The 24,543-nt window shown below is 60.6% G+C and carries 22 protein-coding genes and 1 pseudogene; 6 read left to right on the top strand and 17 right to left on the bottom strand.

Annotation, left to right across the window (positions count from 1 at the left end; genetic code table 11):
• The 3 genes from OLZ32_RS38095 to OLZ32_RS38105 all read right to left on the bottom strand — a co-directional run.
• A partial coding sequence (locus OLZ32_RS38095) for a M10 family metallopeptidase (RefSeq protein ID WP_264425509.1) occupies positions 1-1,500 on the bottom strand: 1,500 nt, incomplete at its 3' end.
• A gap of 100 nt (positions 1,501-1,600) precedes the next feature.
• Positions 1,601-3,049 carry an HlyD family type I secretion periplasmic adaptor subunit gene (locus OLZ32_RS38100; RefSeq protein WP_264425510.1) on the bottom strand — a complete coding sequence of 483 codons (1,449 nt, stop codon included), beginning with the start codon at positions 3,047-3,049 and terminating at the stop codon, positions 1,601-1,603.
• A complete protein-coding gene (locus OLZ32_RS38105; RefSeq protein WP_264425511.1) occupies positions 3,046-5,193 on the bottom strand; it encodes a type I secretion system permease/ATPase in 2,148 nt (715 codons plus the stop codon). The genes OLZ32_RS38100 and OLZ32_RS38105 overlap by 4 nt, the downstream gene beginning before the upstream one ends.
• A gap of 288 nt (positions 5,194-5,481) precedes the next feature.
• Between OLZ32_RS38105 and OLZ32_RS38110 the strand changes: the two are divergent.
• Positions 5,482-6,864 (top strand): annotated as a pseudogene (locus OLZ32_RS38110) (IS1380 family transposase).
• Between the two features lie 288 nt (positions 6,865-7,152).
• On the opposite strand, the gene OLZ32_RS38115 reads toward OLZ32_RS38110, so the two are convergent.
• Genes OLZ32_RS38115 through OLZ32_RS38125 form a run of 3 tightly spaced genes read right to left on the bottom strand, consistent with a single transcriptional unit; the run spans position 7,153 to position 9,143 of the window.
• Positions 7,153-7,956, bottom strand: a complete 804-nt coding sequence (locus OLZ32_RS38115) for an anti-sigma factor family protein (RefSeq protein WP_264425512.1) — start codon at positions 7,954-7,956, stop codon at positions 7,153-7,155.
• Positions 7,953-8,558: an RNA polymerase sigma factor gene (locus tag OLZ32_RS38120; RefSeq protein WP_264397821.1), complete on the bottom strand. Its 606-nt coding sequence runs from the start codon at positions 8,556-8,558 to the stop codon at positions 7,953-7,955. Before OLZ32_RS38120 ends, OLZ32_RS38115 begins: the two co-directional genes overlap by 4 nt.
• Positions 8,559-8,606: 48 nt before the next feature.
• Positions 8,607-9,143 (bottom strand): tetratricopeptide repeat protein, encoded by a 537-nt coding sequence (locus tag OLZ32_RS38125; protein ID WP_264425514.1) that lies wholly within the window; start codon positions 9,141-9,143, stop codon positions 8,607-8,609.
• A gap of 168 nt (positions 9,144-9,311) precedes the next feature.
• Here OLZ32_RS38125 and OLZ32_RS38130 point away from each other — a divergent pair, with 168 nt between their 5' ends.
• From OLZ32_RS38130 to OLZ32_RS38140, 3 genes are all read left to right on the top strand, one after another.
• Positions 9,312-10,364: a type III polyketide synthase gene (locus tag OLZ32_RS38130; protein ID WP_264425516.1), complete on the top strand. Its 1,053-nt coding sequence runs from the start codon at positions 9,312-9,314 to the stop codon at positions 10,362-10,364.
• Positions 10,361-10,864 (top strand): isoprenylcysteine carboxyl methyltransferase family protein, encoded by a 504-nt coding sequence (locus OLZ32_RS38135; RefSeq protein ID WP_264425518.1) that lies wholly within the window; start codon positions 10,361-10,363, stop codon positions 10,862-10,864. The genes OLZ32_RS38130 and OLZ32_RS38135 overlap by 4 nt, the downstream gene beginning before the upstream one ends.
• A gap of 76 nt (positions 10,865-10,940) precedes the next feature.
• Complete coding sequence (locus tag OLZ32_RS38140) at positions 10,941-12,188, top strand: NAD(P)/FAD-dependent oxidoreductase (protein WP_264425520.1); 1,248 nt, start codon at positions 10,941-10,943, stop codon at positions 12,186-12,188.
• Here OLZ32_RS38140 and OLZ32_RS38145 read toward each other — a convergent pair.
• The 8 genes from OLZ32_RS38145 to OLZ32_RS38180 all read right to left on the bottom strand — a co-directional run bounded on the left by OLZ32_RS38145 (position 12,178) and on the right by OLZ32_RS38180 (position 20,965).
• Complete coding sequence (locus OLZ32_RS38145) at positions 12,178-12,717, bottom strand: gluconokinase (protein WP_264425522.1); 540 nt, start codon at positions 12,715-12,717, stop codon at positions 12,178-12,180. The two genes, OLZ32_RS38140 and OLZ32_RS38145, sit on opposite strands and share 11 nt — an antisense overlap.
• Positions 12,718-12,744: 27 nt before the next feature.
• The gene (locus OLZ32_RS38150) at positions 12,745-13,698 is read right to left on the bottom strand and encodes a peptide ABC transporter ATP-binding protein (protein WP_029874107.1); all 954 of its coding nucleotides are present in this window, start codon (positions 13,696-13,698) and stop codon (positions 12,745-12,747) included.
• On the bottom strand, positions 13,695-14,711 hold the full coding sequence (locus OLZ32_RS38155) for an ABC transporter ATP-binding protein (protein ID WP_003545651.1): 1,017 nt from the start codon (positions 14,709-14,711) through the stop codon (positions 13,695-13,697). Before OLZ32_RS38155 ends, OLZ32_RS38150 begins: the two co-directional genes overlap by 4 nt.
• Positions 14,711-15,601, bottom strand: a complete 891-nt coding sequence (locus tag OLZ32_RS38160) for an ABC transporter permease subunit (RefSeq protein WP_264397810.1) — start codon at positions 15,599-15,601, stop codon at positions 14,711-14,713. Before OLZ32_RS38160 ends, OLZ32_RS38155 begins: the two co-directional genes overlap by 1 nt.
• A gap of 9 nt (positions 15,602-15,610) precedes the next feature.
• A complete protein-coding gene (locus tag OLZ32_RS38165) occupies positions 15,611-16,615 on the bottom strand; it encodes an ABC transporter permease subunit (protein WP_264397808.1) in 1,005 nt (334 codons plus the stop codon).
• A gap of 87 nt (positions 16,616-16,702) precedes the next feature.
• A complete protein-coding gene (locus OLZ32_RS38170) occupies positions 16,703-18,298 on the bottom strand; it encodes an ABC transporter substrate-binding protein (protein WP_264425525.1) in 1,596 nt (531 codons plus the stop codon).
• A 340-nt stretch (positions 18,299-18,638) separates the two neighbouring features.
• A complete protein-coding gene (gene rirA / locus OLZ32_RS38175; protein ID WP_003545647.1) occupies positions 18,639-19,121 on the bottom strand; it encodes an iron-responsive transcriptional regulator RirA in 483 nt (160 codons plus the stop codon).
• A gap of 347 nt (positions 19,122-19,468) precedes the next feature.
• A complete protein-coding gene (locus OLZ32_RS38180) occupies positions 19,469-20,965 on the bottom strand; it encodes a CoA-acylating methylmalonate-semialdehyde dehydrogenase (RefSeq protein WP_011650529.1) in 1,497 nt (498 codons plus the stop codon).
• A gap of 193 nt (positions 20,966-21,158) precedes the next feature.
• Between OLZ32_RS38180 and OLZ32_RS38185 the strand changes: the two genes are divergently transcribed.
• Together OLZ32_RS38185 and OLZ32_RS38190 are read left to right on the top strand one after the other, a co-directional pair.
• The gene (locus OLZ32_RS38185; RefSeq protein ID WP_264425527.1) at positions 21,159-21,473 is read left to right on the top strand and encodes a putative quinol monooxygenase; all 315 of its coding nucleotides are present in this window, start codon (positions 21,159-21,161) and stop codon (positions 21,471-21,473) included.
• On the top strand, positions 21,470-22,351 hold the full coding sequence (locus OLZ32_RS38190; protein WP_264425529.1) for a LysR family transcriptional regulator: 882 nt from the start codon (positions 21,470-21,472) through the stop codon (positions 22,349-22,351). Before OLZ32_RS38185 ends, OLZ32_RS38190 begins: the two co-directional genes overlap by 4 nt.
• On the opposite strand, the gene OLZ32_RS38195 is transcribed toward OLZ32_RS38190, so the two are convergent.
• From OLZ32_RS38195 to OLZ32_RS38205, 3 genes are all read right to left on the bottom strand, one after another.
• A complete protein-coding gene (locus tag OLZ32_RS38195) occupies positions 22,348-22,515 on the bottom strand; it encodes a hypothetical protein (protein ID WP_017992985.1) in 168 nt (55 codons plus the stop codon). The two genes, OLZ32_RS38190 and OLZ32_RS38195, sit on opposite strands and share 4 nt — an antisense overlap.
• A 56-nt stretch (positions 22,516-22,571) precedes the next feature.
• Positions 22,572-23,015, bottom strand: a complete 444-nt coding sequence (locus tag OLZ32_RS38200; protein ID WP_011650526.1) for a DUF4174 domain-containing protein — start codon at positions 23,013-23,015, stop codon at positions 22,572-22,574.
• A 300-nt stretch (positions 23,016-23,315) separates the two neighbouring features.
• A partial coding sequence (locus OLZ32_RS38205; protein ID WP_264425530.1) for a BID domain-containing protein occupies positions 23,316-24,543 on the bottom strand: 1,228 nt, incomplete at its 5' end.

The raw sequence follows: 24,543 nt of genomic DNA on the forward strand, positions 1-24,543 counted from the left end.
CTGGACTGTGTCCGTCCCTTCGTTCGCATTCTCGAACGCAAAATCGAAACTATCGCCGACGACAAAGATATCGTTACCGGCACCGCCGATCATCGTATCCTTCCCGGCGCCGCCGTCCAGAAAATCGTTGCCGCCGCCGCCCCACAGCCTGTCATTGTCGGCGCCGCCGTCAAGCGTGTCGTTGCCGGCGGCGCCGGTGATCGTGTTGGAAAGGCTGTTTCCAGTCCCGCTAAAATCGCCGCTCCCGATGAAGGTCAGATATTCGACGTTGGCAATATTGGTCAAAGTATAGGAAGAAAGCGTCGTCCGGATCTGATCGGTCCCTGCATTCACCCCTTCGGTGACCACGTCGGCCAGGTCATCGACAGTATAGGTATCGTTGCCCGTTCCGCCGATCAGTATGTCGGTGCCGGAGCCCCCGGAAAGCGAATCATTTCCGGCATTGCCCCAAAGCGTGTTGTTCGCTTCGTTGCCGACAATCGTATCGTCGCCGGAGCCGGCCTGAACATTCTCGATCAAGGAGGCAACATTGTCGTCATAAAGAAGGGCGTTGAAAATATTGCCGCGGGCATAGCCGTTATTCGGACCTCCGCCCAGATCGGCCAACTGGCTCTGGGAAAAGACCGAATACCCCCCTGCTCGCAAGTCGATCTTGAGGTCGATGGTATAAGCGCTCAAATCATAGGTGTCGGTACCGCCGCCGTCCCAGATTGTCGCGAAGATGCGGCTGGCGGCGGGCGTGATGGCCGCGACCCCGTTGACATAGGTGATGCCTTGGCTGGGATTCCACTTGTAAACGGTATCGCCACTGTTCGTGGTGTAGTCCGCACCATACATTTCCTGCAGGGCGGCGATGTCGAGCATCATGAAGGTTTGTGGCGCACTGTCATGCTCATACTTGTACCCACTCAAACTGTCTCCGACATATGTGTGGTAGGTCATGATCGAGTATTCGAGCGAGTCGTAGGCGCTCGGAACGACCGTCGGATTGGTAAAATCCGATTCGTGAGAATGTTTCAGTCCGAGAGCGTGACCAAGCTCGTGCGTCAAGGTATGGCCGGCATAGTTGCCGAACGTCGGGAAGCGAAGATCATCTTCGGTGCCAGCATATCCCGTGCCGAACCAGACATCGCCTGCCGCCTCGCCGGCATCTGGAGTATAGGCCCATGCCGTCGGAGGTAGTAACGATTGAGCGAACCGCACCGTTGCGGTACCCGCAGTTCCGGCCTCAAAGTTGGCATTCGTAAACCCCTCGACGGAGAAGCCGTCATTTGCCGCATTCCCGTAGGACTGCTCCATAAAGAACAAGGCGAGAGACTGCTGTTGCGACGAAATTGAAGAGAAAGAATAGTATTTTTCGTATTCATAGTCATACGATGACGAGCTCGTGGGAAACGCATAGGTTATCGTTCCGTCCCAGGCAGTGCCGGCGAACAGCCCGTCTACTTTCAGATCCCCGGTCAAGCTGACGTTCTTCGTCGAAGTAATAAGGTTCGTCATAAAATCCCCACTTGCCTATGCCTGTTCCCTCTACTCCATAGGAGGAGGGTAAATGTTCAACGACTATTCTTATCTCGCCTCAGTAAGAATGACCTCGTGGCTAGCGCTCATGAAATGCATCCTCCGCGACCTCGACCAAAGGCGAAAAGACATATTCCAGCATTCTGCGCTCGCCCGTTCGCACTTCCGCAATTGCTGCCATGCCCGCACTTAATTGGACGTTACGGCCATCTGCTGAAATTTGACCGGTCTCCAAGCTCAATGTGACCGGGAAAATGAGGTTCTGCATTCTTTCGGCGCCGCCGAACGTTATCTCCGCCTGTCTTGCCGCAGGGTCGCCCTCGCGGCGTGCGGCGTCGGGTTCGGGGATCGCATCTGCCGCAATTTTGGTGACGTGGGCTGGGATCGTTCCGTAGCGGGTGAAGGGGAAGGCGTCGAGCTTGACGACAGCGTCCTGTCCGACCTTGATGAAGCCGATGTCCTTGTTCAATGCGTAAACTTCGAGCTCCAGCGCGCTCCCCTCAGGCACGACACGCATCACATCCTGCCCGACGGTCACCACTTGACCCACACTGGTAATCGACGACGCCTGCACTGTGCCGTCTATTGGGCTGCTCAAGGTCATCTGCTCGCGAACATTCCTGGCTTTCGCCAGCCGCTGCTCCAGTTCTTCAACCCGGCGCTCCGCATCGCCGAGCCGTCCGAGCTGATCGCTCAGGAACGTTCGTGTCAGCTTGTCTTTCTCCCGCGCGAAGACCTCGATGCCAGCCACCGCATCTGCGAGGTTACCCTCCTGCACGGCTAGCTGTGTCGCCTGCTCTTTCAATGTTTCCGTGGCATCGATCACACTCGCCATCGTGCCGGCGTCCTTCGAAGCCAGCGCATGGCGCATCGCCACGCGATCTTTCAGGGTCTCAACCAGCGAGTTCTGAGCCGCAACCGTCACGACCAGACGATCGCGTTGCACTTCCTTCTGGTGCTGTTGAGCATCAAGCGACGCAGCCGCGGCCTGGAATTGCTCGATATCACCCTGCAGGATGCCTTCTTCACGACGACGCAATTCATCGGGCACATCTGCGTCCCAGGAGATCGTCGGCAGCGGCCGGTCGCTCTCCTGAGACCGAACATGGTCCACCGCGGCTTTTCGACGCCGGACCTCGGCTCTCACCGACGCCAGGCCTTTTGCTGCGTCCGTCTCATCGGCAATGGCATCCGTCGGATCAAGTTCGAGCAGGATATCGCCGCTCTTGACGGGCGTGCCATTCGGTGGCGGAAGCGCCTTCACCTTGCCTGTCAATAACGGCTGGACAACTTTGACGCGGCCGGTCGGCTGAATTTTCCCTTGTGCGGCCGCAATGATGTCGATGCGGCCAATATAAGACCAGATTAATGCCGTTGTGACGAAGGCGCAAATAATCAGGATCAGCGCCAGACGCACCGGCGAGGGTGGCGTCTCCAGAATTTCGAGCGCCGGCGCCAGAAACTCGTGGTCGGATCGCTTGAGCGGGCGCGAGGGAAGGCCGGCATATCGCACGGCTTTACCTTTCACGCGGCGCCTCTATCGTTCTGCAAGGCCCAAAGCCGCGCGTAGAGCCCGTCAGAGCGCTTAAGCAGATCGTCATGGCTGCCAATTTCCGCTATACGCCCGTCAGCCATGCCGATGATCCGATTGCAGGGCCGCACAGCTGCGAGTCGGTGCGCGATGATGATAACCGTTCGGCCGGCGGCGATCTGGCGCATATTGGTTTGCACCACGCGCTCGCTTTCATAGTCGAGCGCGCTGGTCGCCTCATCGAAAATCAGGATCGGCGGGGCGGTGGCAAGCGCACGGGCAATGGCGATCCTCTGACGCTGACCACCTGACAGGTTTGCGCCGCGCTCTTCGATCATGGTGTCGTAGCCGTGCGGCAATCGCAAAATGAATTCATCCGCCCCGGCGAGCTTGGCAACCGCAATGACCTGAGCGCGATGCATCGCCGGATTTGAGAACGCGATATTGTCGTGGATCGTCCGGTTGAACAGCAGGTTCTCCTGGAGAACGACTCCGATGTGGCTTCGAAGCCAGGCGGGATCGAGCTGGGAGAGATCCATGCCGTCAAGAAGGACCTGCCCCTCTTCGGGGATATAGAGACGCTGTACTAGTTTCGCCAGAGTCGATTTCCCCGAGCCCGAGGTTCCGACGATACCGATGACCTCTCCCGGCTTTATTTCGAGCGATATGTTTTTCAGGACCTCTGGCGAGCCCGGTCGATAACGGAAGGTGATGTTTCGAAAATCGATTTTTCCCTTCGGTGCAGGCAGCGACAACCGCGCGTTTGGCTGACGCTCCATCGGCGTGTTGAGGATATCGCCGAGCCGATCGACCGAGATCTGCACCTGCTGGAAATCCTGCCAGAGTTGGGACAGCCTCAAGATCGGCTGGGTGACCTGGCCGGCAATCATGTTGAAGGCGACGAGAGAGCCAACAGAAAGCTCGCCTTCGATGACCGCCCTCGCACCGAAAAGAAGAAGGGCGGCCGTCGAAAGCTTGCTCACATATTGAATGGCATTTTGCCCGCCGACGCCAAGCAGCGTCGTATCGAAGGCCGTTCGCACGTAAGCTGCAAGCTTCTCCTCCCACTGGGCCTGCATCACCGGCTCTACCGCAGCGGACTTTACCGTGTGGATACCGACAATAGCTTCGACCAGGAACTGCTGGCTTGCCGCGCCCCGATTGAACTTCTCCTTGACGAATTCGCGCAGCGGCGGCCGCACCACGCTTCCGATCAGAATGTAAATCGGGATGGCAGCAATGACGATCAGCGCCAAGCTCCAGGAATAAGCGAAAAGAACCGCGATGAAGACAAATGTGAAAACGACATCGAGGGCCGAAAACAATCCCTGGCCGGTCAAGAATGTGCGGATGGTTTCTAGTTCGCGGACGCGGGCGACGGTCTGGCCGGCAGACCGCGTCTCGAAATAATCAAGCGGCAGCCGCAGCAGATGATGGAACAGGCGTTGGCCGAGCTCGACATCGATTCGGTTCGTCGTGTGAGCCAATGCATAGGCCCTTAGATATTGAAGCATGACATCGAAGAGGCCGATGATCGCGATGCCGGCAACGAGCACAAACAGCGTCGAATAGCCTTTATGCGTCAAGACCTTGTCGACCACGACCTGAAAGAACAGAGGCGTGATGAGCGCGAAAATCTGCACGAATAACGAAGCGAGCAATACATGCGCGAGCGGCTTTCGATAACGCCAGATCGATGGCAGAAACCACTTGAAGCCGAACTCTCGCGGGTTGGACCCTTCGCCCCGGATCCGCCGACCCACAAGGATAACGCGCGCGTCGATTTCGGCCAATATATCCGATGGAGCAATTTCACGATCAACGCGCGTTATCGGATCGACGAGCCTATACTTTCCAGATGGGTTCAACCCGCCGAGCACTTGAAAGGAACCGCTGCACACCTTGACAATAGCGGGAACGGGCATCGCACGAAGACGTTCCTCCGTGACTTTCTCCACGACACGCGCCTTAAGCCCGATGATCTTGGCTGCTCGCTGAATGTCAACGGCCTGAGACGTGCATCCCTTCAACGCCAGGTCGTGCTGTAGCTGAGCCGGGTCAGCAGCAATTCGGTAAAACGCAGCGATGCCGCACAGCGCACGGAGACCGGAGTCCAAATGCTGCGAAACGACGCCGTCCATGCGTGGAAAATTCTCCCATAAGATGTGGATATCCGCGACTGCGGAACTCGCTGAGGCTGTTCGCCGAGATGTAGCTCACGCAGAGGTAGGACACCATGGGGATGTTTGTGCTTCCTGTATTTTTGAGCCGGTGTGGCTAATAAGCAGCAAATTTGCCTTCGAGGGCGAAAGGGTCAGTTTGACGTGGGCGTCTAGCCCGAATATCTCAAAGTAGGGGGTGCATCGGCCCCAAGAATCTGAGAAAGTTCTTTTGCAACAAAGAGTTATCAGGTTCATGGACGGGGTCCGATGCAAACACAGTGTATTCTCGATCCGCTGGAATTTGAAGGCTTCGATGGCCACAAAGTTGTGGCTGGCTTCGACGGCGGCGCAATCACCTCAGATGCCGGCGCCTTGCTTTTTCGCCATGTCGACAGAGCCATCGGCCTGTTCGACCGGGTGGCGGCGTGCTTTATTGACGGCCGCGATCCGGCTTGCACGGTCCACAGCGTGCGCACGCTGGTCGGCCAGCGCATCGCCGCGATCGCCTTGGGATACGAAGACGTCGACGACCATGACACGCTGCGCCACGATCCCGTTCTTGGGCTTTTGTCGCAGAGCCTGACGCCGAAGCGGCAAGACTTTGCGGTCCTTGCCGGCTAGTCGACGCTCAATCGGCTGGAGCACGGGCGCCTCGGGGCGCCGACGCGCTATCACAAGATCGGTTACGACAGGCAAGCGCTGGAAGCCCTGTTTGTCGACCTGTTCCTGGAGGCCCACGACAGGCCACCTGAGGAAGTCGTGCTCGATCTCGATGCCACCGACGATCCGCTGCACGGCCAGCAGGAGGGGACATTCTTCCATGGCTATTATGGCTGCTATTGCTATTTGCCACTCTACATTTTCTGTGGCCGCCACCTGCTTTCGGCCAAGCTGCGGCGTTCGAACATTGACGCCAGCGCAGGATCGGTGGCCGAACTCGATCGCATCATCGGGCAGATCCGCCAAAGCTGGCCAAACCTGCGCATCGTCCTGCGTGCCGATTCCGGCTTTGCCCGCAACGAACTAATGGACTGGTGCGAGAGCAATCAGGTCGATTATGTCTTTGGCCTGGCGCGCAACCCGCGGCTGGAAAGGCAGATCGCCCCGGCCATGGAGGAGGCCTGCCAGTCATCCAAGGCAAGCGGCCAGGCCGCCCGCGTCTTTGTCGACTTCATGTGGTCGACGAAAGACAGTTGGACACGCCGCAGGCGGGTCATCGGAAGGGCCGAATGGACCCTGCTGGGCGCCAATCCGCGCTTTGTCGTGACGTCCCTCGAGCCGGTGCGCTGGGCGCCACAGGCGCTTTGCGAGGATCTCTACTGCGCCCGTGGCGACATGGAAAACCGCATCAAGGAATGCCAGCTCGACCTCTACGCCGACCGCACCAGTGCCCGCACCATGCACGTCAATCAATTGCGGCTCTGGTTTGCCTCGTTGGCCTATGTCCTGATCTGCGCCCTGCGCCGTCTCGGCCCTGCCCACACCCGGCTCGCCGAGGCAACCTGCGGCACCATCAGGCTGAAGCTCTTGAAGATCGGTGCACAGGTCCGCGTCTTGGTGCGTCGCATCAAAGTGGCAATGGCTTCGGCTTGTCCCTATGCCGACGAATTCGCCCTCGCACACGCCCGAATATGCGCCGCGGCCCGATGACGCCGCAGGACCTCAACCCTTCCGCCAACAACACAGGATACATCGCACAAACTCCAATCGCCGCACTCCGCGGCGCTCCCTGCGCTCGCCTGCAATGCCACGCGCTAAAACAGCAGCCGCCTATCTGCAACTATAGAGCCAAAACTGGCAGGCGGTGAGAAAAGCGGGCTAGACTTGTGAATGTATATCGAACAATTGATCTTCGACCCCTAACGTGCGCACTGAATCAAGGGCTTATTGTCTGCTTGACGCTGCGCTTCCGGGCTACCCTTAGAGCGGCTTATCAAATCACGCCGGCACCCTCCTCCGCACCCCATCGGCAATCGCCGTCATCCTATCCACGGCCGCATGGCCAATAATCATGAAGGCGTGCGTACCGTTCGACCAGTAGATCACGTTCAGGCCCTTGCGGCTTTCGAGGTCCGGCGCCTTGCTGCCAGCATCTGATTTGACGATGCACAGCGCCATCGGGCCGGTTTCGGGGTCGAGATAGGCGATCTGGGCGAGCGGTTTGCCGTCATATTGCAGCAGCAGGGCGCGTTTGAAATCGATGCCCGGGAGCGAGACCGCTTCGGGGGAGAGTGATAGGCCGAGCTTTTCGTCGAGGCCCGCGAGCTGGGCGGCCTGGTCCTCCCTGCCGGGGGCGGGGCCGGCGAGCGTTTCGGCGGTATAGAGCGAGATATAGTCGGCGACCACAGCGCGCCATTCGCTGTTTTCGTCCCTTGCCGAAAAACCTCTGCCGATGCCGATGACGGCGCGGTCGATGGCGATGCCGGCGACCAGCGAGGCGGCGAGCGCGCCGAGGAAGCGGCGACGAGTGGCGAACGCGGGGGCGGAATTGGATTTTGCGCTTGGCTGCGCCGGGATGGCGGCGAGCATCGCCTCCAGCCTCTCGCGAGGGGCTTCGGCGAGCAGCGGGGCGAAGGCTTGTTCGAAGGGCAGGCTGGCGCGCGCCAGGATTTCCAGCCGCTCGGCGGTGCTCTCGTCTTCGTTCACGATGGCTTCGATGCGGGCGACCTCTTCAGCCGTCAGTTCACCGTCGATGAAGGCGGTCAGGTCCTCGTCGGAGGGAATGGTCTGTTTCGTCGTCATTGCCGTCCCCCTTCCGGTCCGGCGTCGGAGAGCTTGGCGCGGGCAGCCGCCAGCCGGCTCATCACGGTTCCGATCGGGATATCCAATATGCCTGCAACCTCGCGATAGGAAAGTCCTTCCACATAGGCGAGGAAAACTACCGTCCTTTGCGCCTCAGGCAGCGCATTCACCTGTTTCAGCACCTGGCCCGCCATCACATGGGTTTCGGTGTCGTGCGCGCCGTCGAAGGTCAGCGTCTCCCCGGCATCGACGAAACCCTGGCCTTGGCGCACCCGGCGCGAGCGGATCTCGTTCAGCCAGATCGAGTGCAGGATCGAAAACAGCCAGCGGTCGAGCCGGGTGCCGGGGCTGAACTGATCGGCGCGCTCGAGCGCGCGAAGGCAGGTCGCCTGGACCAGGTCGTCGGCGACATCGCGCTGATGCGAGAGAACGAGACCATAACGCCAGAGCCTTGGCAGATTTTCCGTCAGGCCGCTCCTGATATCCGCTTCGCTCGCGATGGCCGCCTCCGCCAATCCTGCATCCCTCGAAACCGCCGGATGAACCGGCGATTCCATTCTCGCGCGACTATAGGCAGGAAAATGGGTGCGCGCGACCGACATTCTTACATCCCTTTCGTGCTTCCATTTTCCCGCCCCGTGGCCTACCGATCAGATCTTCGAGGGATCAAGGATTGCAGCATTCAGATCCTGATATTCCTCGCAGCCGGTGCCGCAGATCGCCTTGATTGACTTCAGCTGGTCCTTGGCGAGATCGAGCTGACCCTTGATGACATAGGCTTCGCCCAGATATTCGCGGACCTTGGCATATTGCGGGTCCATCTTCACCGACTGCAGATAATAGGAGATGCCCTCGTCGGTGCGGCCGAGCTTGCGGGTGGCATAGCCGCGATAGTTCAGCACTTCGGCGGTGTTCTGATCCTTGACCGTGTCGAGCACGGCAAGCGCCTCCTCGTAGCGGCCGGCCTTGGCCAGAGAATAGGCATAGTCGGCGCGGTTCTCGTCGGAGACGTTGGCGCTCTGCTGCTTGACGCATTTCTTGGTCTTCTGGTCGTAGATCTCGCCCTTCTTGCAGGTGGGTGTCGTGCTGCTATCATCGCCGATCGCAAAAACCGGGGCGGAGACAACAGAAGCGGCAAGGCAGCCGCCGAGAATGATGGAAGCGATGCGGGCTGTCATGATCGTCATGGGGAAACTCCTCGAAAGTGACGTTGCGACGAGAGAACACCGCTGCATCCAGCTTTATTCGGCTGCCGCTTGCATTTCTTTCTTCACCGTTTCGTGAAGCTTCAGAGCTGAATAATTTGGGCGTCTGCGTGTTTTCCTTCGTTCCGCCGGAGGGACAAGGAGAATTCTGTGACCGACACCGTCAAACTCGTCAGCCTGGCCATTGCCACACCCGAACATGTCATTTTCCAAAAACAGGCGGTCGAAGCCTCGGCCCGGTTGTTTGCCGACCGCTTCGAGGATTTCCGCCATCTTGCCCGCGTCTTCGATAGCGCCGGCATCGAAAAGCGCCATGCGGCGCGGCCGCTTGCCTGGTTCGACGAGCCGCATGGCTGGCACGACCGGATGCAGGCCTTTGCAGAGGTGGCAGGCGGGCTTTTCGTCGAGGCTGCCAGCTCGGCCCTTCGCCAGGCAGGGCTTGAGGCCGGCGATGTCGACTGTGTCGTGACGGTCTCCTCCACCGGTTTTACGACACCGAGCCTCGATGCACAGCTTGCCGGCCGGATGGGCTTCAGATCCGATATCGAGCGCGTGCCGGTCTTCGGGCTCGGCTGTGCCGCCGGCGTGTCGGGCTTTGCGATCGCCTCAAGGCTGGCGCGGAGCCGGCCGGGCGCTGTTGTGCTTTTCGTCTCGATCGAGCTTTGCACGCTGGCCTTCCGGCTGGACGAGCTGACGCGGCCAAACATCATCGCGACGGCGCTTTTCGGCGACGGCGCGGCCGCCTGCGTGCTGCGATCAGGCGAGAGCGGGCTGGCGGAGGTGGAGTCGACCGGCGAGCATCTCTTTCCCGACACGCTCGATATCATGGGCTGGAAGATCGATGACGGCGGCTTCGGCATCGTGCTGGCGCAATCGCTGCCGCCCTTTGCCGAAAAGGAGCTCGGCCCGGCGGTGACGGCCATTCTGGCCCGCAGCGGGCTGAGGGTGGAGGATATCGACCGCTTCATCTGCCATCCCGGCGGCATGAAGGTGCTGGCCGCAATGGAGAGCGCGCTTTCGATGGCGCCGGGCACGTTGGATCACGAGCGCGCCGTGCTGGCCGAATACGGCAACATGTCCTCGCCGACCGTTCTATTCGTGCTGGAGCGGGCGATCCGTGCCGGATTGCCGGGGCGCGCCGCGATGATCGCCATGGGGCCGGGCTTTTCGGCGAGCTGCGTGACGCTCAGGAGGGTCGCGTGATGTGGCCGTCGATCGCGCTCCTTGCCTTCGTGACGCTGCAGCGGCTGGGAGAGCTCGTGCTCGCCCGGCGCAATACGGCAGCACTTCTTGCCAGAGGCGCCAGAGAGGTGGCACCCGAGCATTATCCCACCATGGTGGCGCTGCATGCCGGCTGGATCATCGGCCTCTGGCTCACTGCACCAGGCAGGCCGGTCGCGCTCTTCTGGTTTCTGGTGTTCATGGGGCTGCAGGCGCTGCGGCTCTGGGTGCTGGCGACGCTGAAAGACCGCTGGACGACGCGTATCGTCATCCTGCCCGGCGCGCCGCTCGTCAGATCCGGGCCCTATCGCTTCCTCCGCCATCCGAACTATGCGATCGTCGTCGGCGAGATCGCCGCCCTTCCCCTCGCCTTCGGCCTGCCGCTTTACGCGATCGTCTTTTCCCTTCTCAACGCGCTTATCCTCTATGTCCGCGTAAAGGCTGAAAATGCCGCACTGAAAAGCGCAATGATTTTGAAATGAATGCGATTTTCCGTTTGCGTCGCGGTATCGGCGCGGGCATTTTCACCGCGTTAGACAAAGCGGAATGCAAGCGGAAATGACGAAGAACGCAATCGTGCTCGGCGCCGGCATCGTCGGGGTTTCCACGGCCATCCATCTTCAGCGGCGCGGCCGGCAGGTGACGCTGATCGACCGCAAGGATCCGGGCAACGAAACCTCCTTCGGCAATGCCGGCCTGATCCAGCGCGAAGGTGTGGCGCCCTACGGCTTTCCCCAGCAGCTCGGGCTTTTGCTGCGTTATGCTATGAATAACCGCATCGACGCGCATTATCACCTGCGCACGCTGCCGAGCCAGATCGCCTTTCTCGCCCGCTACTGGTGGAATTCCAATGCGCGCCGCCACGCCATCATCACCCGGGCCTATGCGCCGCTGATCGAAAATTCGGTTGTCCAACACAAGGATCTGATCGAGGCGTCGCAGGCCGAAGAGCTGATCCGCAAGGACGGCTGGATCAAGATTTTCCGCACTGAAGCCAAGCGCGACGGGGCTCTTGCGGAGGCAGCACTTTGGCAGAATGAATTCGGCGTGGAGTATGACAGCCTGACTCCGGCCGATATCGCCCGCATGGAACCTCATATGACCTGCGATTTCGCCGGCGGTATCCGCTGGCGCGATCCCTGGTCGGTGCTCGACCCGCATGCGCTGACATCGGCCTATCGCCGCTATTTTGAAAGTATCGGCGGCCGTTTCGTGACGGGTGACGCCGCCTCGCTCGGTCCGTTCGGCTCCGGGTGGAAAATCATGACCGCGGAAGGTCCGCTCGAAGCCGAGGATGCGGTGTTAGCGCTCGGCCCCTGGGCGGCCGTTGCAACGCGCCGGCTCGGCTATTCCTTTCCGCTCGGCGTCAAGCGCGGCTATCACATGCACTATGCCGCCGAGGGCAATGCCGTTCTCAACAACTGGACGCTCGATGCCGAACGCGGCTATCTCCTTGCGCCGATGAACCGCGGCATCCGCCTGACGACAGGGGCGGAATTTGCAACGCTCGACGCGCCGAAGACGCCAGTCCAGCTCGACCGCGCCGAGGCCGTGGCGCGCACCATCTTCCCGCTCGGAGGCAGGCTCGATCCCGAACCGTGGATGGGGGCGCGCCCCTGCACGCCGGATATGATGCCGATCATCGGCAAGGCGCCGCGCCATCAGGGCCTGTGGTTTGCCTTCGGCCATGCCCATCACGGGCTGACGCTCGGGCCGGTGACCGGCCGCGTGCTTGCCGAACTCATCACCGGCGAGACGCCGTTCATCGATATTGCGGCCTATTCGCCGCAGCGTTTCAACCCGTGATGCCGAGAGAAGCGAGACCTTTGAGAGCAGTCGCCGCGATGCCATCGATCGTATCGTCGATATCGACGGTGACGACGCCCGGCTCGCCTGTGGGTACCTCAAGTGTCGCCAGTTGGCTGTCGAGCAGCGAGGCCGGCATGAAATGTCCCTTGCGCTCGCCCATACGCTTCATCAGCAGCGCCCTGGAACCTTCGAGATAGACGAAGAACAGTTTGCCGCCGGCAGCGGCCCTCAGCCTGTCACGATAGAGGCGCTTCAGCGCCGAGCAGGAAACGATGATGCCCTCGCTCTTCTCCAACGAGGCCTTGATGTCTTCGCCGATGCGGTCGAGCCAGGGCATCCGGTCCTCATCAGTCAGCGGAATGCCCTTCGACATCTTCTCGACATTGGCGGCGGGATGGAGCGCATCGCCTTCGACGAAGGCCAGGTGCAGGGCCTCAGTGAGCTTTTCGCCGACAGAGGACTTGCCGCAGCCGCTGACCCCCATAACGATGATCGCATGGGGTTTGTTCGTCCGCTCATCCGGCATGCTTTTTCCTCAAGCTTGGCTTCCCGCTCAGTCCAGCGGGAAATGACAGGCATACTGTTGTGCGCCTTCTCCCCTTAATTCGGGAGAAACCTGGCGACAATGGTCCTGCGCCTTCCAGCAGCGCGGATTGAAGTGGCAGCCCGACGGCGGCTTCAGCGGCGAAGGCAGTTCGCCCTGCAGGCGGATGCGGGTCTTTTCGCGATCGGGATCGGCGATCGGCGTCGCCGACAGCAAGGCTGCCGTATAGGGGTGGCGCGGCCTGGCGAAGACCTCGGCGGCGGGACCGGTTTCCACGGGACGGCCGAGATACATCACCATCACCTCGTCGGCGATGTGATGGACGACGGACAGGCCGTGCGAGATGAAGAGATAGGCAAGCCCCATCTCCTTCTGCAGGTCCATCAACAGGTTCAGCACCTGCGCCTGGATCGAGAGATCAAGCGCCGAGACCGGTTCGTCGAGCACCAGCACCTTCGGCCGCAGCATCAGGGCGCGGGCAATGGCGATGCGCTGGCGCTGGCCGCCGGAGAACATATGGGGGTAACGGCCATAATGCTCCGGACGCAGGCCGACGCGCGCCATCATCTCCTCCACCTTGCGGCGGCGGGCGGCGGCGTCGAGATTGGTGTTGATCTTCAGCGGCTCTTCGAGGATCGAGCCGACCTTCTGGCGCGGGTTGAGCGAGCCATAAGGGTTCTGGAAGACGATCTGCACCTGGCTGCGCAGGCTGCGATCGCCGACATGGGCGGGCTTGCCGTCGATCAGCAATTGCCCCGATGTCGGGTTCTCGATCATCGTGACCAGGCGGGCGAGCGTCGACTTGCCACAGCCGGATTCGCCGACGACGGCGAGCGTCTTGCCGGAATGCAGGCTGAAGCTGACGCCGTTCAGCGCCTTGACGGTGGCATCGGCTTTGAAGAGCCCGCGATTGACGGTGTAGAAGCGGGCGAGATCCCTGCCCTCGAGAACGGCGCCCGTCATACGAGATCTCCTGCAGTTTCAACGGCCATGATGCCGGGATGTCCGAGCGGCTTGCCGTCCTTCAAAGGATAGTTGCAGAGCGCCAGTCCGAGCTCCGGTCCCTGGCGGACGACACCGCGATCGCATTCGACCGTGGCGAAGCCGCAGCGCGGCGCGAAAAGACAGCCTGTCGGGCGACCATGCTGGCCGGGAACGACACCGGCGATCGAGGGAAGACGCTGGCCGACTTTGGCGCGTTCGGGGAGGGCTGCGAGCAGAGCTGCGGTATAGGGATGATGCGGATCGCGGAACAGTGCCCTCACCGGCTGTTCCTCGACCTTCTGGCCGGCATATTGGACCTGCACGCGTTCAGCGGTTTCGGCGACGACACCCATATCGTGGGTGATCAGCACCAGCGCCATGCCCTGCTCCTTCTGCAGGCGAACGAGCAGATCGAGGATCTGTGCCTGGATCGTCACGTCGAGCGCGGTGGTCGGCTCGTCGGCGATCAGGAGCTTCGGATTGCAGGCGAGCGCCATGGCGATCATGACGCGCTGGCTCATGCCGCCCGACATCTGATGCGGGAAGTTCGACAGCCGCTCTTCCGGCGCCGGAATGCCGACGAGGTTCAAGAGCTCGATCGAGCGTTGGCGGCGCTCCTTGCGGTTGAGACCCATATGGAAGCGCAGGGTCTCGCCGAGCTGGAAGCCGACCGTGAAGCACGGATTGAGGCTCGACATCGGCTCCTGGAAGATCATCGCCATATCCTTGCCGACGATCCTGCGGCGCTGGCGGGCGGAGATGTCGCGAAGGTCCTTGCCGTCGAACTGCATCCGGTCGGCGGTGATCTTCGCCGTCCAGGGCAGAAGCCCCATGAGGGCCAGCATGGCAACGGATTTACCCGAGCCGGATTCGCCGACGACCGACAGGATCTCACCCTTGTCGCAGGCAAGCGACACACCGTCGACGGCGCGGAAGAGACCGGAAGAGGTCTGGAATTCGACCGTCAGATTTTCAATCTCGAGGAGTGGCATCACGACCTCTTCAGTTTGGGATCGAGCGCGTCGCGCAGGCCGTCGCCCATCAGGTTGATGGCGAGAACGGTGATGAGGATGGCAAGACCCGGAAACGTCACCACCCACCAGGCGCGCGAGATGAACTCACGGGATTCGGCCAGCATCGTCCCCCATTCGGGTGTCGGCGGCTGGGCGCCCATACCGAGAAAGCCGAGGGCGGCGGCATCGAGAATCGCCGCCGAGAAGGCGAGCGTCGCCTGAACGATCAGTGGCCCAAGACAGTTCGGCAGGATCGTCTTGAACATCAACCGGAAGGTGCCGGCACCGGCGACGCGCGAGGCGATGACATATTCCTTCTCGCGCTCTGAAATGACCGAGGCGCGTGTCAGCCGCACGAAATGCGGCTGGTTGACCAGCGAAATCGCGATCATCGCATTGGTGAGACCGGGTCCCAGCACGGCCACCAGCACGAGAGCGAGCAGCAGCGACGGGAAGGCCAGGATGATATCCATCAGGCGCATGATTGCGGTATCGACCTTGCCGCGGAAAAATCCGGCGACGAGGCCGATCAGGACGCCTGAAATGACCGAAAGCGTGACGACGACGACGCCGATGAAGAGCGAGAACCGCGCGCCGTAGATCAGGCGCGAAAGGATATCGCGGCCGACGGCATCCGTTCCAAGCGGGAAGGAGGCGCTGCCGCCCTCCATCCAGGCCGGCACTGCGAGCAGCACCGCACGGTTCTGCTCGTTCGGCTGATGCGGCGCAAAGAGCGGCGCAAGGACTGCGACGACCAGGATGATGGTGAACACCACAAGGCCGATGACGGCGCCCTTGTTGCGGGAGAAATAATGCCAGAACTCCGCAAGAGCGGATGGCTGGCCGGTTTTGACGGTGACCGTGCTCATGGACCGCTCCTAGTGACGAATGCGCGGGTTGATGAAGCCGTAGAGAACATCAACAATCAGATTGACCAGCATGATGACGCCAGCGACCAGCAGAAGGCCGCCCTGGACCACGGCGTAATCGCGCTTGAAGACCGAATCGACCATCCATTTGCCGATGCCCGGCCAGGAGAAGATCGTCTCGGTGAGGATGGCGCCGGCAAGAAGAACGCCGATCTGCAGACCGATCGTGGTGATGACAGGGATCATCGCGTTGCGCAGCGCATGCACGCCGACGACGCGCAGCGGCTTCAAGCCTTTCGAGCGCGCGGTGCGGACATAGTCCTCGCCCAGAACCTCGAGCATCGCCGAACGCGTCTGGCGCGCGATGACGGCGAGCGGGATGGTCGCCAGCACGATGGTCGGCAGAATGAGGTAGCTGACGGCCGAGGCGAAAGCGCCCTTCTGCCCCGACAGCAGGCTGTCGACGAGCATGAATCCGGTGACCGGCTTGAAGAAATACATCAGCGAGATGCGGCCGGAAACCGGCGTCCAACCGAGATAGCCGGAGAAGAAGATGATGAGCAGCAGACCCCACCAGAAAATCGGCATGGAATAACCGATGAGGGCAACACCCATCACGCTCTGATCGAACCACGTGCCTCGCTTGACGGCCGCAAAGACGCCGGCGGGCACGCCAAGACAGACGGCGATAATGATGGCACAGAGCGAAAGCTCCAGCGTTGCCGGGAACAATGTGAAGAACTCGCCGAGAACGGGCCGCTTGGTGACGATCGAGGTGCCGAGATCGCCTTGCAGCACTTTTCCCAGATAATCGAAATACTGCACATAGATGGGCCGGTCGAAACCGAGATCGTGCATGATCTGGGCGTGACGTTCCGGCGCCATCACACGTTCACCCGACAAAAGCATGACGGGGTCGCCGGGGATCATGCGGATGAACGAGAAGGCTATCAGCGAAACGCCAAGGAATGTCGGGATCAGCACCGCGAGGCGGCCGATGAAAAAACGCAACATAGCAGGTTTTCCAATAATTTCCGGCGGTCAGGGGAACCTGACCGCCGGCCGCACCCGGCGTTGACCGGGCAGTTTACAGATTTTTTATTATTCGGAAATGTCCACACCGTCGAAGCGGTGAATTCCGAGCGGGTCCATGAAGAAGCCCGAGACCTTCTTGCTCATCGGAACGAAGACCAATGAGTGGTCGAGCGTATTCCAGGGAGCTTCCTTCTTGAAGATCAGCTGAGCCTGCTCATAGGCCTTCGTGCGCTCGGCGACGTCGGCCGTCAGCTTGGCCTTCGTCATCAGATCGTCGAATTCCTTGTTGCACCACTGAGCGCGGTTGTTGCCGCCGACAGCATCGCAGCCAAGCAGCGTATCCATGAAGTTGTCAGGGTCGCCGTTGTCGCCGGTCCAGCCAAGGATGACGGCACCGTCGCGATTCTTGTCGGACGAGAGCTTCAGATATTCGGCCCATTCATGGGTGACGATTTCTGCATCGACACCGACCTTGGCCAAGTCGGCCTGCATCAATTCTGCGGCGCGGCGCGCGTTCAACATGTACGGACGCGAAACCGGCATCGCCCAGATCTTCATCTTCAGATCCTTGACGCCGGCATCTGCCAGCATCTTCTTCGACGCATCGGGATCGTACTTATCGTCTACGACGGCATCGTTATAGGACCACATCGTCGGCGGGATCGGGTTCTTGGCAACGGCTGCGGCACCCTGGAAGACGGCGTCGACGATCGCCTGCTTGTTGATCGCCATGTTCAACGCTTTGCGGACTTCGGCCTTGTCGAAGGGAGCAATCAAGGTGTTGTAGGCGAGATACGAAACGTTCAGGCCGGCCTGCTCGAGCACGGTCAGGTTCTCGTCCTTCTTGAGTTCGGAGACGTCGGCCGCATTCGGATAAGGAATGAGGTGGCATTCGCCGGCCTTCAGCTTCTGCGCGCGGACGGCAGCATCAGAGGTGATCGCGAAAACCAGATCGTCGATCTTTTCCTTGCCCTTGAAATAGGTTTCGTTTGCCTTGTAGCGGATAACGGCATCCGGCTGGTAGGCGACGAAGGTGAACGGGCCGGTGCCGAGCGGCTGCTGGTTGAGCTGCGCCATCTTGCCGTCGGCGGCAAGCTTGTCGGCATATTCCTTGGAGACGATCGAGGCGAAGTCCATGGCAAGGTCGGCGAGGAACGGCGCTTCGGGATGATTGAGGACAAACTTGACGGTGAGGTCATCGACCTTCTCGATCGACTTGATCAGCTCGGGAAAGCCCATGCCGGCGGCGTATTCGTAAGAGCCGCCCTCGACATACTTGTTCCACGGATTGTCAGCCTTGAGCTGACGCTCGAACGAGAAGATGACGTCGTCGGCATTGAAGTCACGCGTCGGCGTGAAGAAGTCGGTGGTCTGGTACTTGACGCCCGGATGCAGCTTGAAGGTATACTCCTTGCCGTCGGCCGAAACGCTCCAGCTGTCGGCCAGGCCCGGCTCGATCTCGGTGCCGCCATGCTTGAATTCGACGAGGCGACTATAGACCGTGCGCGACGACGCGTCGAAGGTCGTGCCTGCCGTATAGAGGCTGGGGTCGAAGCCTTCCGGCGAGCCCTCGGAGCAATAAACAAGGGTCTTGGACCAGGCCGACGTCGCCATGACGGAAATCAAGGCCGTCGCTGCCAGCAGGACAGAGATCTTTTTCATAATATTGTTTCCCGGTTGTTCTTTTTTGATGTTTGGAGACCGTAGATTGCCATCTCGGTCGACGCTCGATGGAACGATATTTATTTACTGAAAGCAACGGGCTACGCAGAAAATTTTTCCAGCTGGACAATTTTAGAAATTTTCCGTCAAAAATCAGCCTCATTCGGAAATATTCGCACAAAAAAGACCGAAATTTTGTCGCATTTGGTATAAAAACGCGCCCATCGCGACACGTAGCCGGCATTTCCCCGTACTCCTGATGCCAAGGAGATGCCCGCAAAAACAAAAACCGCGATTGCTGGGGGCAACCGCGGTTCAAAAGTTCATCCTGGTCTTTTGATCAGGCGGCCGGGGCAACGATCGCGGGTTTGCGATAGGCCGGCTCGCCGGTAATTCCGAGAAGGAAATTGATCTGCGGACGCGCCTTGACGAGGTCGTCAATGGAATATTCCGACAGCACCGCAAAGAAGGCGTTGAGCGCCTTGCGTAGCGCCGAATTCAAACCGCAGCTGTCGACCAGGGGGCATTCGACCTCGCCGTCGTCCTCGAAGCATTCGGCCATGGCGAAACTGTCTTCCGTCACCCGAACGACGTCGAAAAGACTAATATCGGCAGCCGGTTTGCCCAAGCGCACGCCACCGTTGCGACCGCGCACGGTTTCGACCAGACCCGCCTTGTTCAGCGGCTGAAGGATCTTGAAAAGAAAGAGCTCGGAAACGCCATAGGCCCTGGCGATTTCCGGAATCCGGCTCAAGTGCCCGTCGTTGGCAGCACAATACATCAACATGCGAACCGCATAGTTCGTCTGCTTCGTCAACCGCATGCCATTCTCCTGACTCGTCTGTTCAGACCTATATAGGCGGTTTGCTAGTTTTGAACAATTCCAAAATATGAAATTCGCATTCAGCTTATGAGGCCATTTGCCGCGACGTCAATCCCGCTCCAGGATCTCGATGTAATCCAGAATCGCCTGCTTGCGCTCGGGCCTGCCTTGCGCATCAGTTTGATCCTCGGCGCTGGGGGAAATAGGCGATGGCGAGCAGACCGCGCGCTTGTCTCAGGACATCCTCGACGCCGGACCGATAATCGCCGGCAGTCACTATAACGAGGAGAAATTCGGGGGCCGAAAGGCCCCCGAATTGCAGATTGCAGATCGGAATGTCGTGAAGATCACTTCATCGTCGGCATGACGAATTCGGCGCCGCTCTTGATGCCGGAGGGCCAGCGGGCGGTGACGGTTTTGGTCTTCGTCCAGAACTTGATCGAATCCGTGCCGTGCTGGTTGAGGTCGCCGAAGCTCGAGGCCTTCCAGCCGCCGAAGGAGTGGTAGGCGAGCGGAACCGGGATCGGGACGTTGATGCCGATCATGCCGATATTGATGCGTGAGGCAAAATCGCGGGCGGCATCGCCGTCACGCGTGAAGATGGCGACGCCGTTGCCATATTCGTGCTTCATCGGCAGCGACAGCGCCTCCTCGTAGTTCTGGGCACGAACGACGGAGAGGACAGGTCCGAAGATCTCGGTCTTATAGATATCCATGTCAGGCGTGACGTGATCGAACAGGCAACCGCCGACGAAGTAGCCGTCTTCATAGCCCTGGAGTTTGAAATCGCGGCCGTCGACGACGAGCTTGGCGCCTTCCTCGATGCCGCGGTCGATCAACCCGCGAACACGGGTATAGGCTTCCTTGGTGACGAGCGGGCCCATGTCGGCCTTGTCGTCGGTATAGGGGCCGATGCGCAGGGATTCGATCTTCGGCGTCAGCTTCTCGACGAGGCGGTTGGCGGTCTCTTCGCCGACCGGAACGGCAACCGAGATCGCCATGCAGCGCTCGCCAGCCGAACCGTAGCCTGCGCCCATCAGCGCGTTGACGGCCTGATCCAGGTCCGCATCGGGCATGATGATCATGTGGTTCTTGGCGCCGCCGAAGCACTGGGCGCGTTTGCCGTTCATCGCCGCCGTGCCATAGACGTAACGGGCGATCGGCGTCGAGCCGACGAAGGAGACGGCGCCGATATCGGGATCGGTGAGGATCGCGTCGACAGCACCCTTGTCGCCATTGACGACGTTGAGGATGCCGGCCGGCAGGCCGGCCTCGATCATCAGTTCGGCGAGGCGGATCGGCAGGGAGGGATCACGCTCGGAGGGCTTCAGGATAAAGGCGTTGCCGCAGGCGATCGCCGGCGCAAACATCCACATCGGGATCATGCCCGGGAAATTGAAGGGGGTGATGCCGGCGCCGATGCCGACCGGCTGGCGGATCGAATACATGTCGATCGCCGGCCCGGCGCCTTCGGTGAACTCGCCCTTGGCGAGATGGGGAATGCCGCAGACGAATTCACAGACTTCGAGGCCACGGATGACGTCGCCCTTGGCATCCTCGATCGTCTTGCCGTGCTCCTTGGAGAGGATTTCGGCAAGTTCGTCCATGTGCTTGTTCAGGAGTTCGACGAATTTGAAGAAGACGCGGGCGCGGCGCTGCGGATTGGTGGCAGCCCATTTCGGCTGCGCAGCCTTGGCGTTTTCGACCGCGGCGCGCAGTTCCTCGACGCTTGCGAGTGCGACCGTCGCCTGCACTTCGCCCGTCGCCGGATTGTAGACGTTGCTTACGCGGCCGCTGGTGCCGGCAACCTGCTTGCCGCCGATGAAATGACCGATCTCACGCATGGGTGTTCCTCCTGTGTTTGGATGGCCGACAATCGCACTTCAATTTGCACAAATCAATGCGCTGATATAAGCAACCGTTGTGCGTAAATTATAGCTCTATCGTTGCATCAGGCGCTGCCGCTGCTTCCAAACTTGGCACGGCACGCCAACAAGTCAAACGCCGACGAGTCAAACCCTGGGGGAGGTCAAACCGATGAGCCGGAAACCCGTCGTCAGAATGGCGGAGCTGGAGATCGATCCGGACACGCTTGAAACCTATCGCGCATTGCTCATGGAAGAAATCGAAGCATCCCTAGCGCTGGAAGACGGCGTCCTTTCCCTGAGCGCTGTTTCCATCAGGGACAACCCAAACCGGATCCGTATCCTTGAGGTCTACGCCGACCAGGAAGCATACGAGGCCCATCTGCGAACACCGCATTTCCTTAAGTACAAGAACCAGACGGCGCACATGGTCACATCGTTGACGCTTATCGAGGTCGATCCGATCGCAATGCGTGCCAAGCCATGAACTGGGACGATGTTCGCATTTTCCTCGCCGTCGCCCGCACCGGGCAGATCCTTGCCGCCTCGAAGCGGCTGGGCCTCAATCACGCCACGCTCTCGCGCCGACTGACTTCGCTCGAAGAGGCGCTGAAGACGCGACTTTTCATCCGCCGCACGAATGGCTGCGAGCTGACGGCCGAAGGAGAAGTGTTCCTGGCATCCGCAGAGCGGATGGAAACGGAAATGCTCGCAGCACAGGCCAGCCTCGGCCACACAGATACGGCAATTGCCGGGACTGTGCGCGTCGGCGCGCCCGACGGCTTCGGCGTTTCCTTTCTTGCGCCGCGCATGGGCAGGTTGATCGAGCGCCATCCGGCACTGAAGATCCAACTCGTGCCGGTGCCACGCTCTTTCTCGCTCTCGCAGCGCGAGGCCGATATCGCCATCACGCTTGAGCGACCGGACCAAGGGCGGCTCGTATCCTCGAAGCTGACGGATTACACGCTCGGCCTTTATGCCTCGCGCGACTACCTCGCCTCCCAGGGCACGCCAGCGGATATCGACGCGCTCAAGGCGCATCCGCGTATCGGTTACGTCGAGGACCTGATCTTCACCGCCTCGCTGAATTTCTCCGGCGCAGTCATGCGGAGCTGGGATGCCAGCTTCGAAATTTCGACGGCGATCGGGCAGACGGAAGCGGTACGATCAGGCGCCGGAATCGGCATCCTGCACGATTATATCGCCCGGCAATATCCGGAACTGCAGCGCATCCTGCCGGAGGTTTCGATCCGCCGCGCTTACTGGACGACCTATCACGAAACGGCGCGCGACCTCATGCGCGTCAGGAGCGTCGCCGATTTCCTGCAGGAACTCGTCAGCGCCGAACGGCATATTTTTCTTTAGGTCTCGAAAGCGTGTTTTGCCGGCTCGTCGTTCTCGTCTGGATTGGGAACGGGTGCCTCGTCAGGCAGCCTGTCCGGCTCCGGCTCCTTGATCGGCGGCACCGGCTTCCAGCCGGGCCCGGGCATCGGCGGCTGGTCTGGAATGGGTTCGTTGGGCACGGACATGACCGCCTCCCTTTCATGATCTTGGTTCTGCTTCGTGATCTTGGTTCTCAGCGATATCAGGACAACTTGTCCGGCTTCAGCGATTCGGCAGCGCGCATCGGCATGCTGTCGATAATGGCGAAGAGCTCGCCATCGGTAATCGGCTCGCTAGCCTTGAGCTTGACGGTGCCGTCCTTACCGAGAAGGAAAGCGGCGAATTCGCCGACCTCCGGCACGTCGAGATCGCGGCGGATCGCTTCGCCGTCGAGGCCGTCAACCGCACCGAAGAGTGCTCGAACGCCGGTGCCCGAAACCTTCAGCACCACTAGGTCGCGCTCGTCGAGGGCCGAGCGATTGGCCAGCAGCTGATTTTCCTGCCGGCCGGCGCGGGAATTATCCCTGTCGGCGAAAAGGATGAAGACGCGGTTCTTCCACTGGAACTGGGCGAGGCTTTCGATCGGCGCATAAGCGCTGTTCGTCTCGTCGATCTTGGTCGCGCCGTAGAGCAGGGTTTTCGACATGCATATTCTCCCGTTAACATGGAGAACGACCCGGTGCGACATGGGTTCCATCGAAACGATAGGAACAGTATACGATCTACGAGCAGCGGCATCCGGCTCCAATCGGAATTAGTCGTTTGGCATTTTCGCCGGCACGCCCCATCGCCTACGCATCTGGATAAACGCATTCTGCTCGTCTGAGCTGCTATACCTTCTTCACCTTCCGTTCGTTTCCCAGCCAGGATAATGCAACCGGAACACTCCAGCCAAGACTGATCATTTGTGGATTCAGATCAACAGAAATGGCCTCTCATGTTTTGTTTAAAGGCCATTCATGTCGATGCCACGCCCGCGGCTGACAGCCCGCTGGCGCCGTTCCGAGATGATCTGCTCGCTGCCCTCCTTGCGCACCGCCTGCTGCAGGACCTTCAACCTTTCCTGCATCGCCTCGAAGGCGCGGCGCTGCACCGGTGGGACGCGGTTGATGAGATCCTTCTCGTCTCGGAGGATGGCACTACGACCAAAGCGCTCGTCGAGCGCCCGGCTGACGGCGTCGAACTCCCGGCGAATACCGGGATCGAGCGAAGTCGGAAGAGCGCTCAGCTTGCGGCCGTTGTTCTTCGCCTCGGCGGTCAACCGCATGAGCACATCTTCCGCCGCCTGCGACAGGCCGGGAATAGCGACTGCCATGCGCCGTCGCTCCTCGGCAACAGCCTGGCGTTGGCCATCGAGCACATTGACGTAGGCCGAACCGAGCGCGCGCAAGCGGGCGGCGGCTTCAGGCACGGCCTGCACTGCCTCCTTCCGCTCCCGGCCGGAAGCCAGCATCCGGTCCATCAGGCGATCGGAGCCGCGTAGTGCACCGTAGGCGGCGGCCGGATCGTTGGTCACTGCAGCGGCGATGCGGTCGGCGGCAAAGCCTTTCTGAAGCAATTCTTCGATCTTGCCGACAACACCGGCCGGATCGCGCCAGATCGTGCTTGCCACGGCCGCCAGCGCTGCTCGCTGCTGACGATAAAGAGGATCTGAGAGAACACGAGATCTCGCCTCCTCGTCGACAGGGGTCTTAAACTCGGTGACGGCGGCGAGCATGGGGACATTCTCCTTCTCGGGATCGGCACTGGCGCCGGCAACGATCTTCGAACGATCCCGCCGCTCGGCGAGATGCTGCTCGTCGGCAAAGCGCTTCACGGCCTCGAACAGCCGCGTAAGCTCTCCGCGTCTTTCATCCGTGAGGTCTTCCGGCATACGCTCGATCATGTTGCGTTCGGCAACCGCATCGGCCTTCGACGTAAAAGCGCTCCAATCGAAGCGGGCGGTCAGCGCCTCGCTGACCGCCTTGACCTCCTGGACGATCGAGCGGTCTTCGGTGGCAAGCGCAAAGGCGGCCTTGTAGGCGTCGTCACCACCCCGCTCTCGCACTGCCTCGATCTCCACGAGACGTGCCATCGCCTTTCTGGAGAGCGCTGGGATCGACAATGACATATGGGCGCGGCGCTGCTGCTCGCGCATATCGAAGCGTTCGGCATGCCTGCGGAACTCCGTCGCG

Origin of the sequence: Rhizobium acaciae (assembly GCF_025941625.1) — a bacterium.
GTDB lineage: Bacteria > Pseudomonadota > Alphaproteobacteria > Rhizobiales > Rhizobiaceae > Rhizobium > Rhizobium acaciae.

What these genes read in the sequence shown, in the direction of transcription:
- OLZ32_RS38125 (WP_264425514.1), bottom strand. Translation starts at nt 9,143, where the DNA reads ATGACGATCATGACAGCCCGCATCGCTTCCATCATTCTCGGCGGCTGC.
- rirA (WP_003545647.1), bottom strand. Translation starts at nt 19,121, where the DNA reads ATGCGGTTGACGAAGCAGACGAACTATGCGGTTCGCATGTTGATGTAT.
- OLZ32_RS38190 (WP_264425529.1), top strand. Translation starts at nt 21,470, where the DNA reads ATGAACTGGGACGATGTTCGCATTTTCCTCGCCGTCGCCCGCACCGGG.
- OLZ32_RS38115 (WP_264425512.1), bottom strand. Translation starts at nt 7,956, where the DNA reads ATGACGACGAAACAGACCATTCCCTCCGACGAGGACCTGACCGCCTTC.
- OLZ32_RS38105 (WP_264425511.1), bottom strand. Translation starts at nt 5,193, where the DNA reads ATGGACGGCGTCGTTTCGCAGCATTTGGACTCCGGTCTCCGTGCGCTG.
- OLZ32_RS38145 (WP_264425522.1), bottom strand. Translation starts at nt 12,717, where the DNA reads ATGCCGGATGAGCGGACGAACAAACCCCATGCGATCATCGTTATGGGG.
- OLZ32_RS38195 (WP_017992985.1), bottom strand. Translation starts at nt 22,515, where the DNA reads ATGTCCGTGCCCAACGAACCCATTCCAGACCAGCCGCCGATGCCCGGG.
- OLZ32_RS38140 (WP_264425520.1), top strand. Translation starts at nt 10,941, where the DNA reads ATGACGAAGAACGCAATCGTGCTCGGCGCCGGCATCGTCGGGGTTTCC.
- OLZ32_RS38180 (WP_011650529.1), bottom strand. Translation starts at nt 20,965, where the DNA reads ATGCGTGAGATCGGTCATTTCATCGGCGGCAAGCAGGTTGCCGGCACC.
- OLZ32_RS38165 (WP_264397808.1), bottom strand. Translation starts at nt 16,615, where the DNA reads ATGTTGCGTTTTTTCATCGGCCGCCTCGCGGTGCTGATCCCGACATTC.
- OLZ32_RS38200 (WP_011650526.1), bottom strand. Translation starts at nt 23,015, where the DNA reads ATGTCGAAAACCCTGCTCTACGGCGCGACCAAGATCGACGAGACGAAC.
- OLZ32_RS38160 (WP_264397810.1), bottom strand. Translation starts at nt 15,601, where the DNA reads ATGAGCACGGTCACCGTCAAAACCGGCCAGCCATCCGCTCTTGCGGAG.
- OLZ32_RS38120 (WP_264397821.1), bottom strand. Translation starts at nt 8,558, where the DNA reads ATGTCGGTCGCGCGCACCCATTTTCCTGCCTATAGTCGCGCGAGAATG.
- OLZ32_RS38150 (WP_029874107.1), bottom strand. Translation starts at nt 13,698, where the DNA reads ATGACGGGCGCCGTTCTCGAGGGCAGGGATCTCGCCCGCTTCTACACC.
- OLZ32_RS38185 (WP_264425527.1), top strand. Translation starts at nt 21,159, where the DNA reads ATGAGCCGGAAACCCGTCGTCAGAATGGCGGAGCTGGAGATCGATCCG.
- OLZ32_RS38170 (WP_264425525.1), bottom strand. Translation starts at nt 18,298, where the DNA reads ATGAAAAAGATCTCTGTCCTGCTGGCAGCGACGGCCTTGATTTCCGTC.
- OLZ32_RS38155 (WP_003545651.1), bottom strand. Translation starts at nt 14,711, where the DNA reads ATGCCACTCCTCGAGATTGAAAATCTGACGGTCGAATTCCAGACCTCT.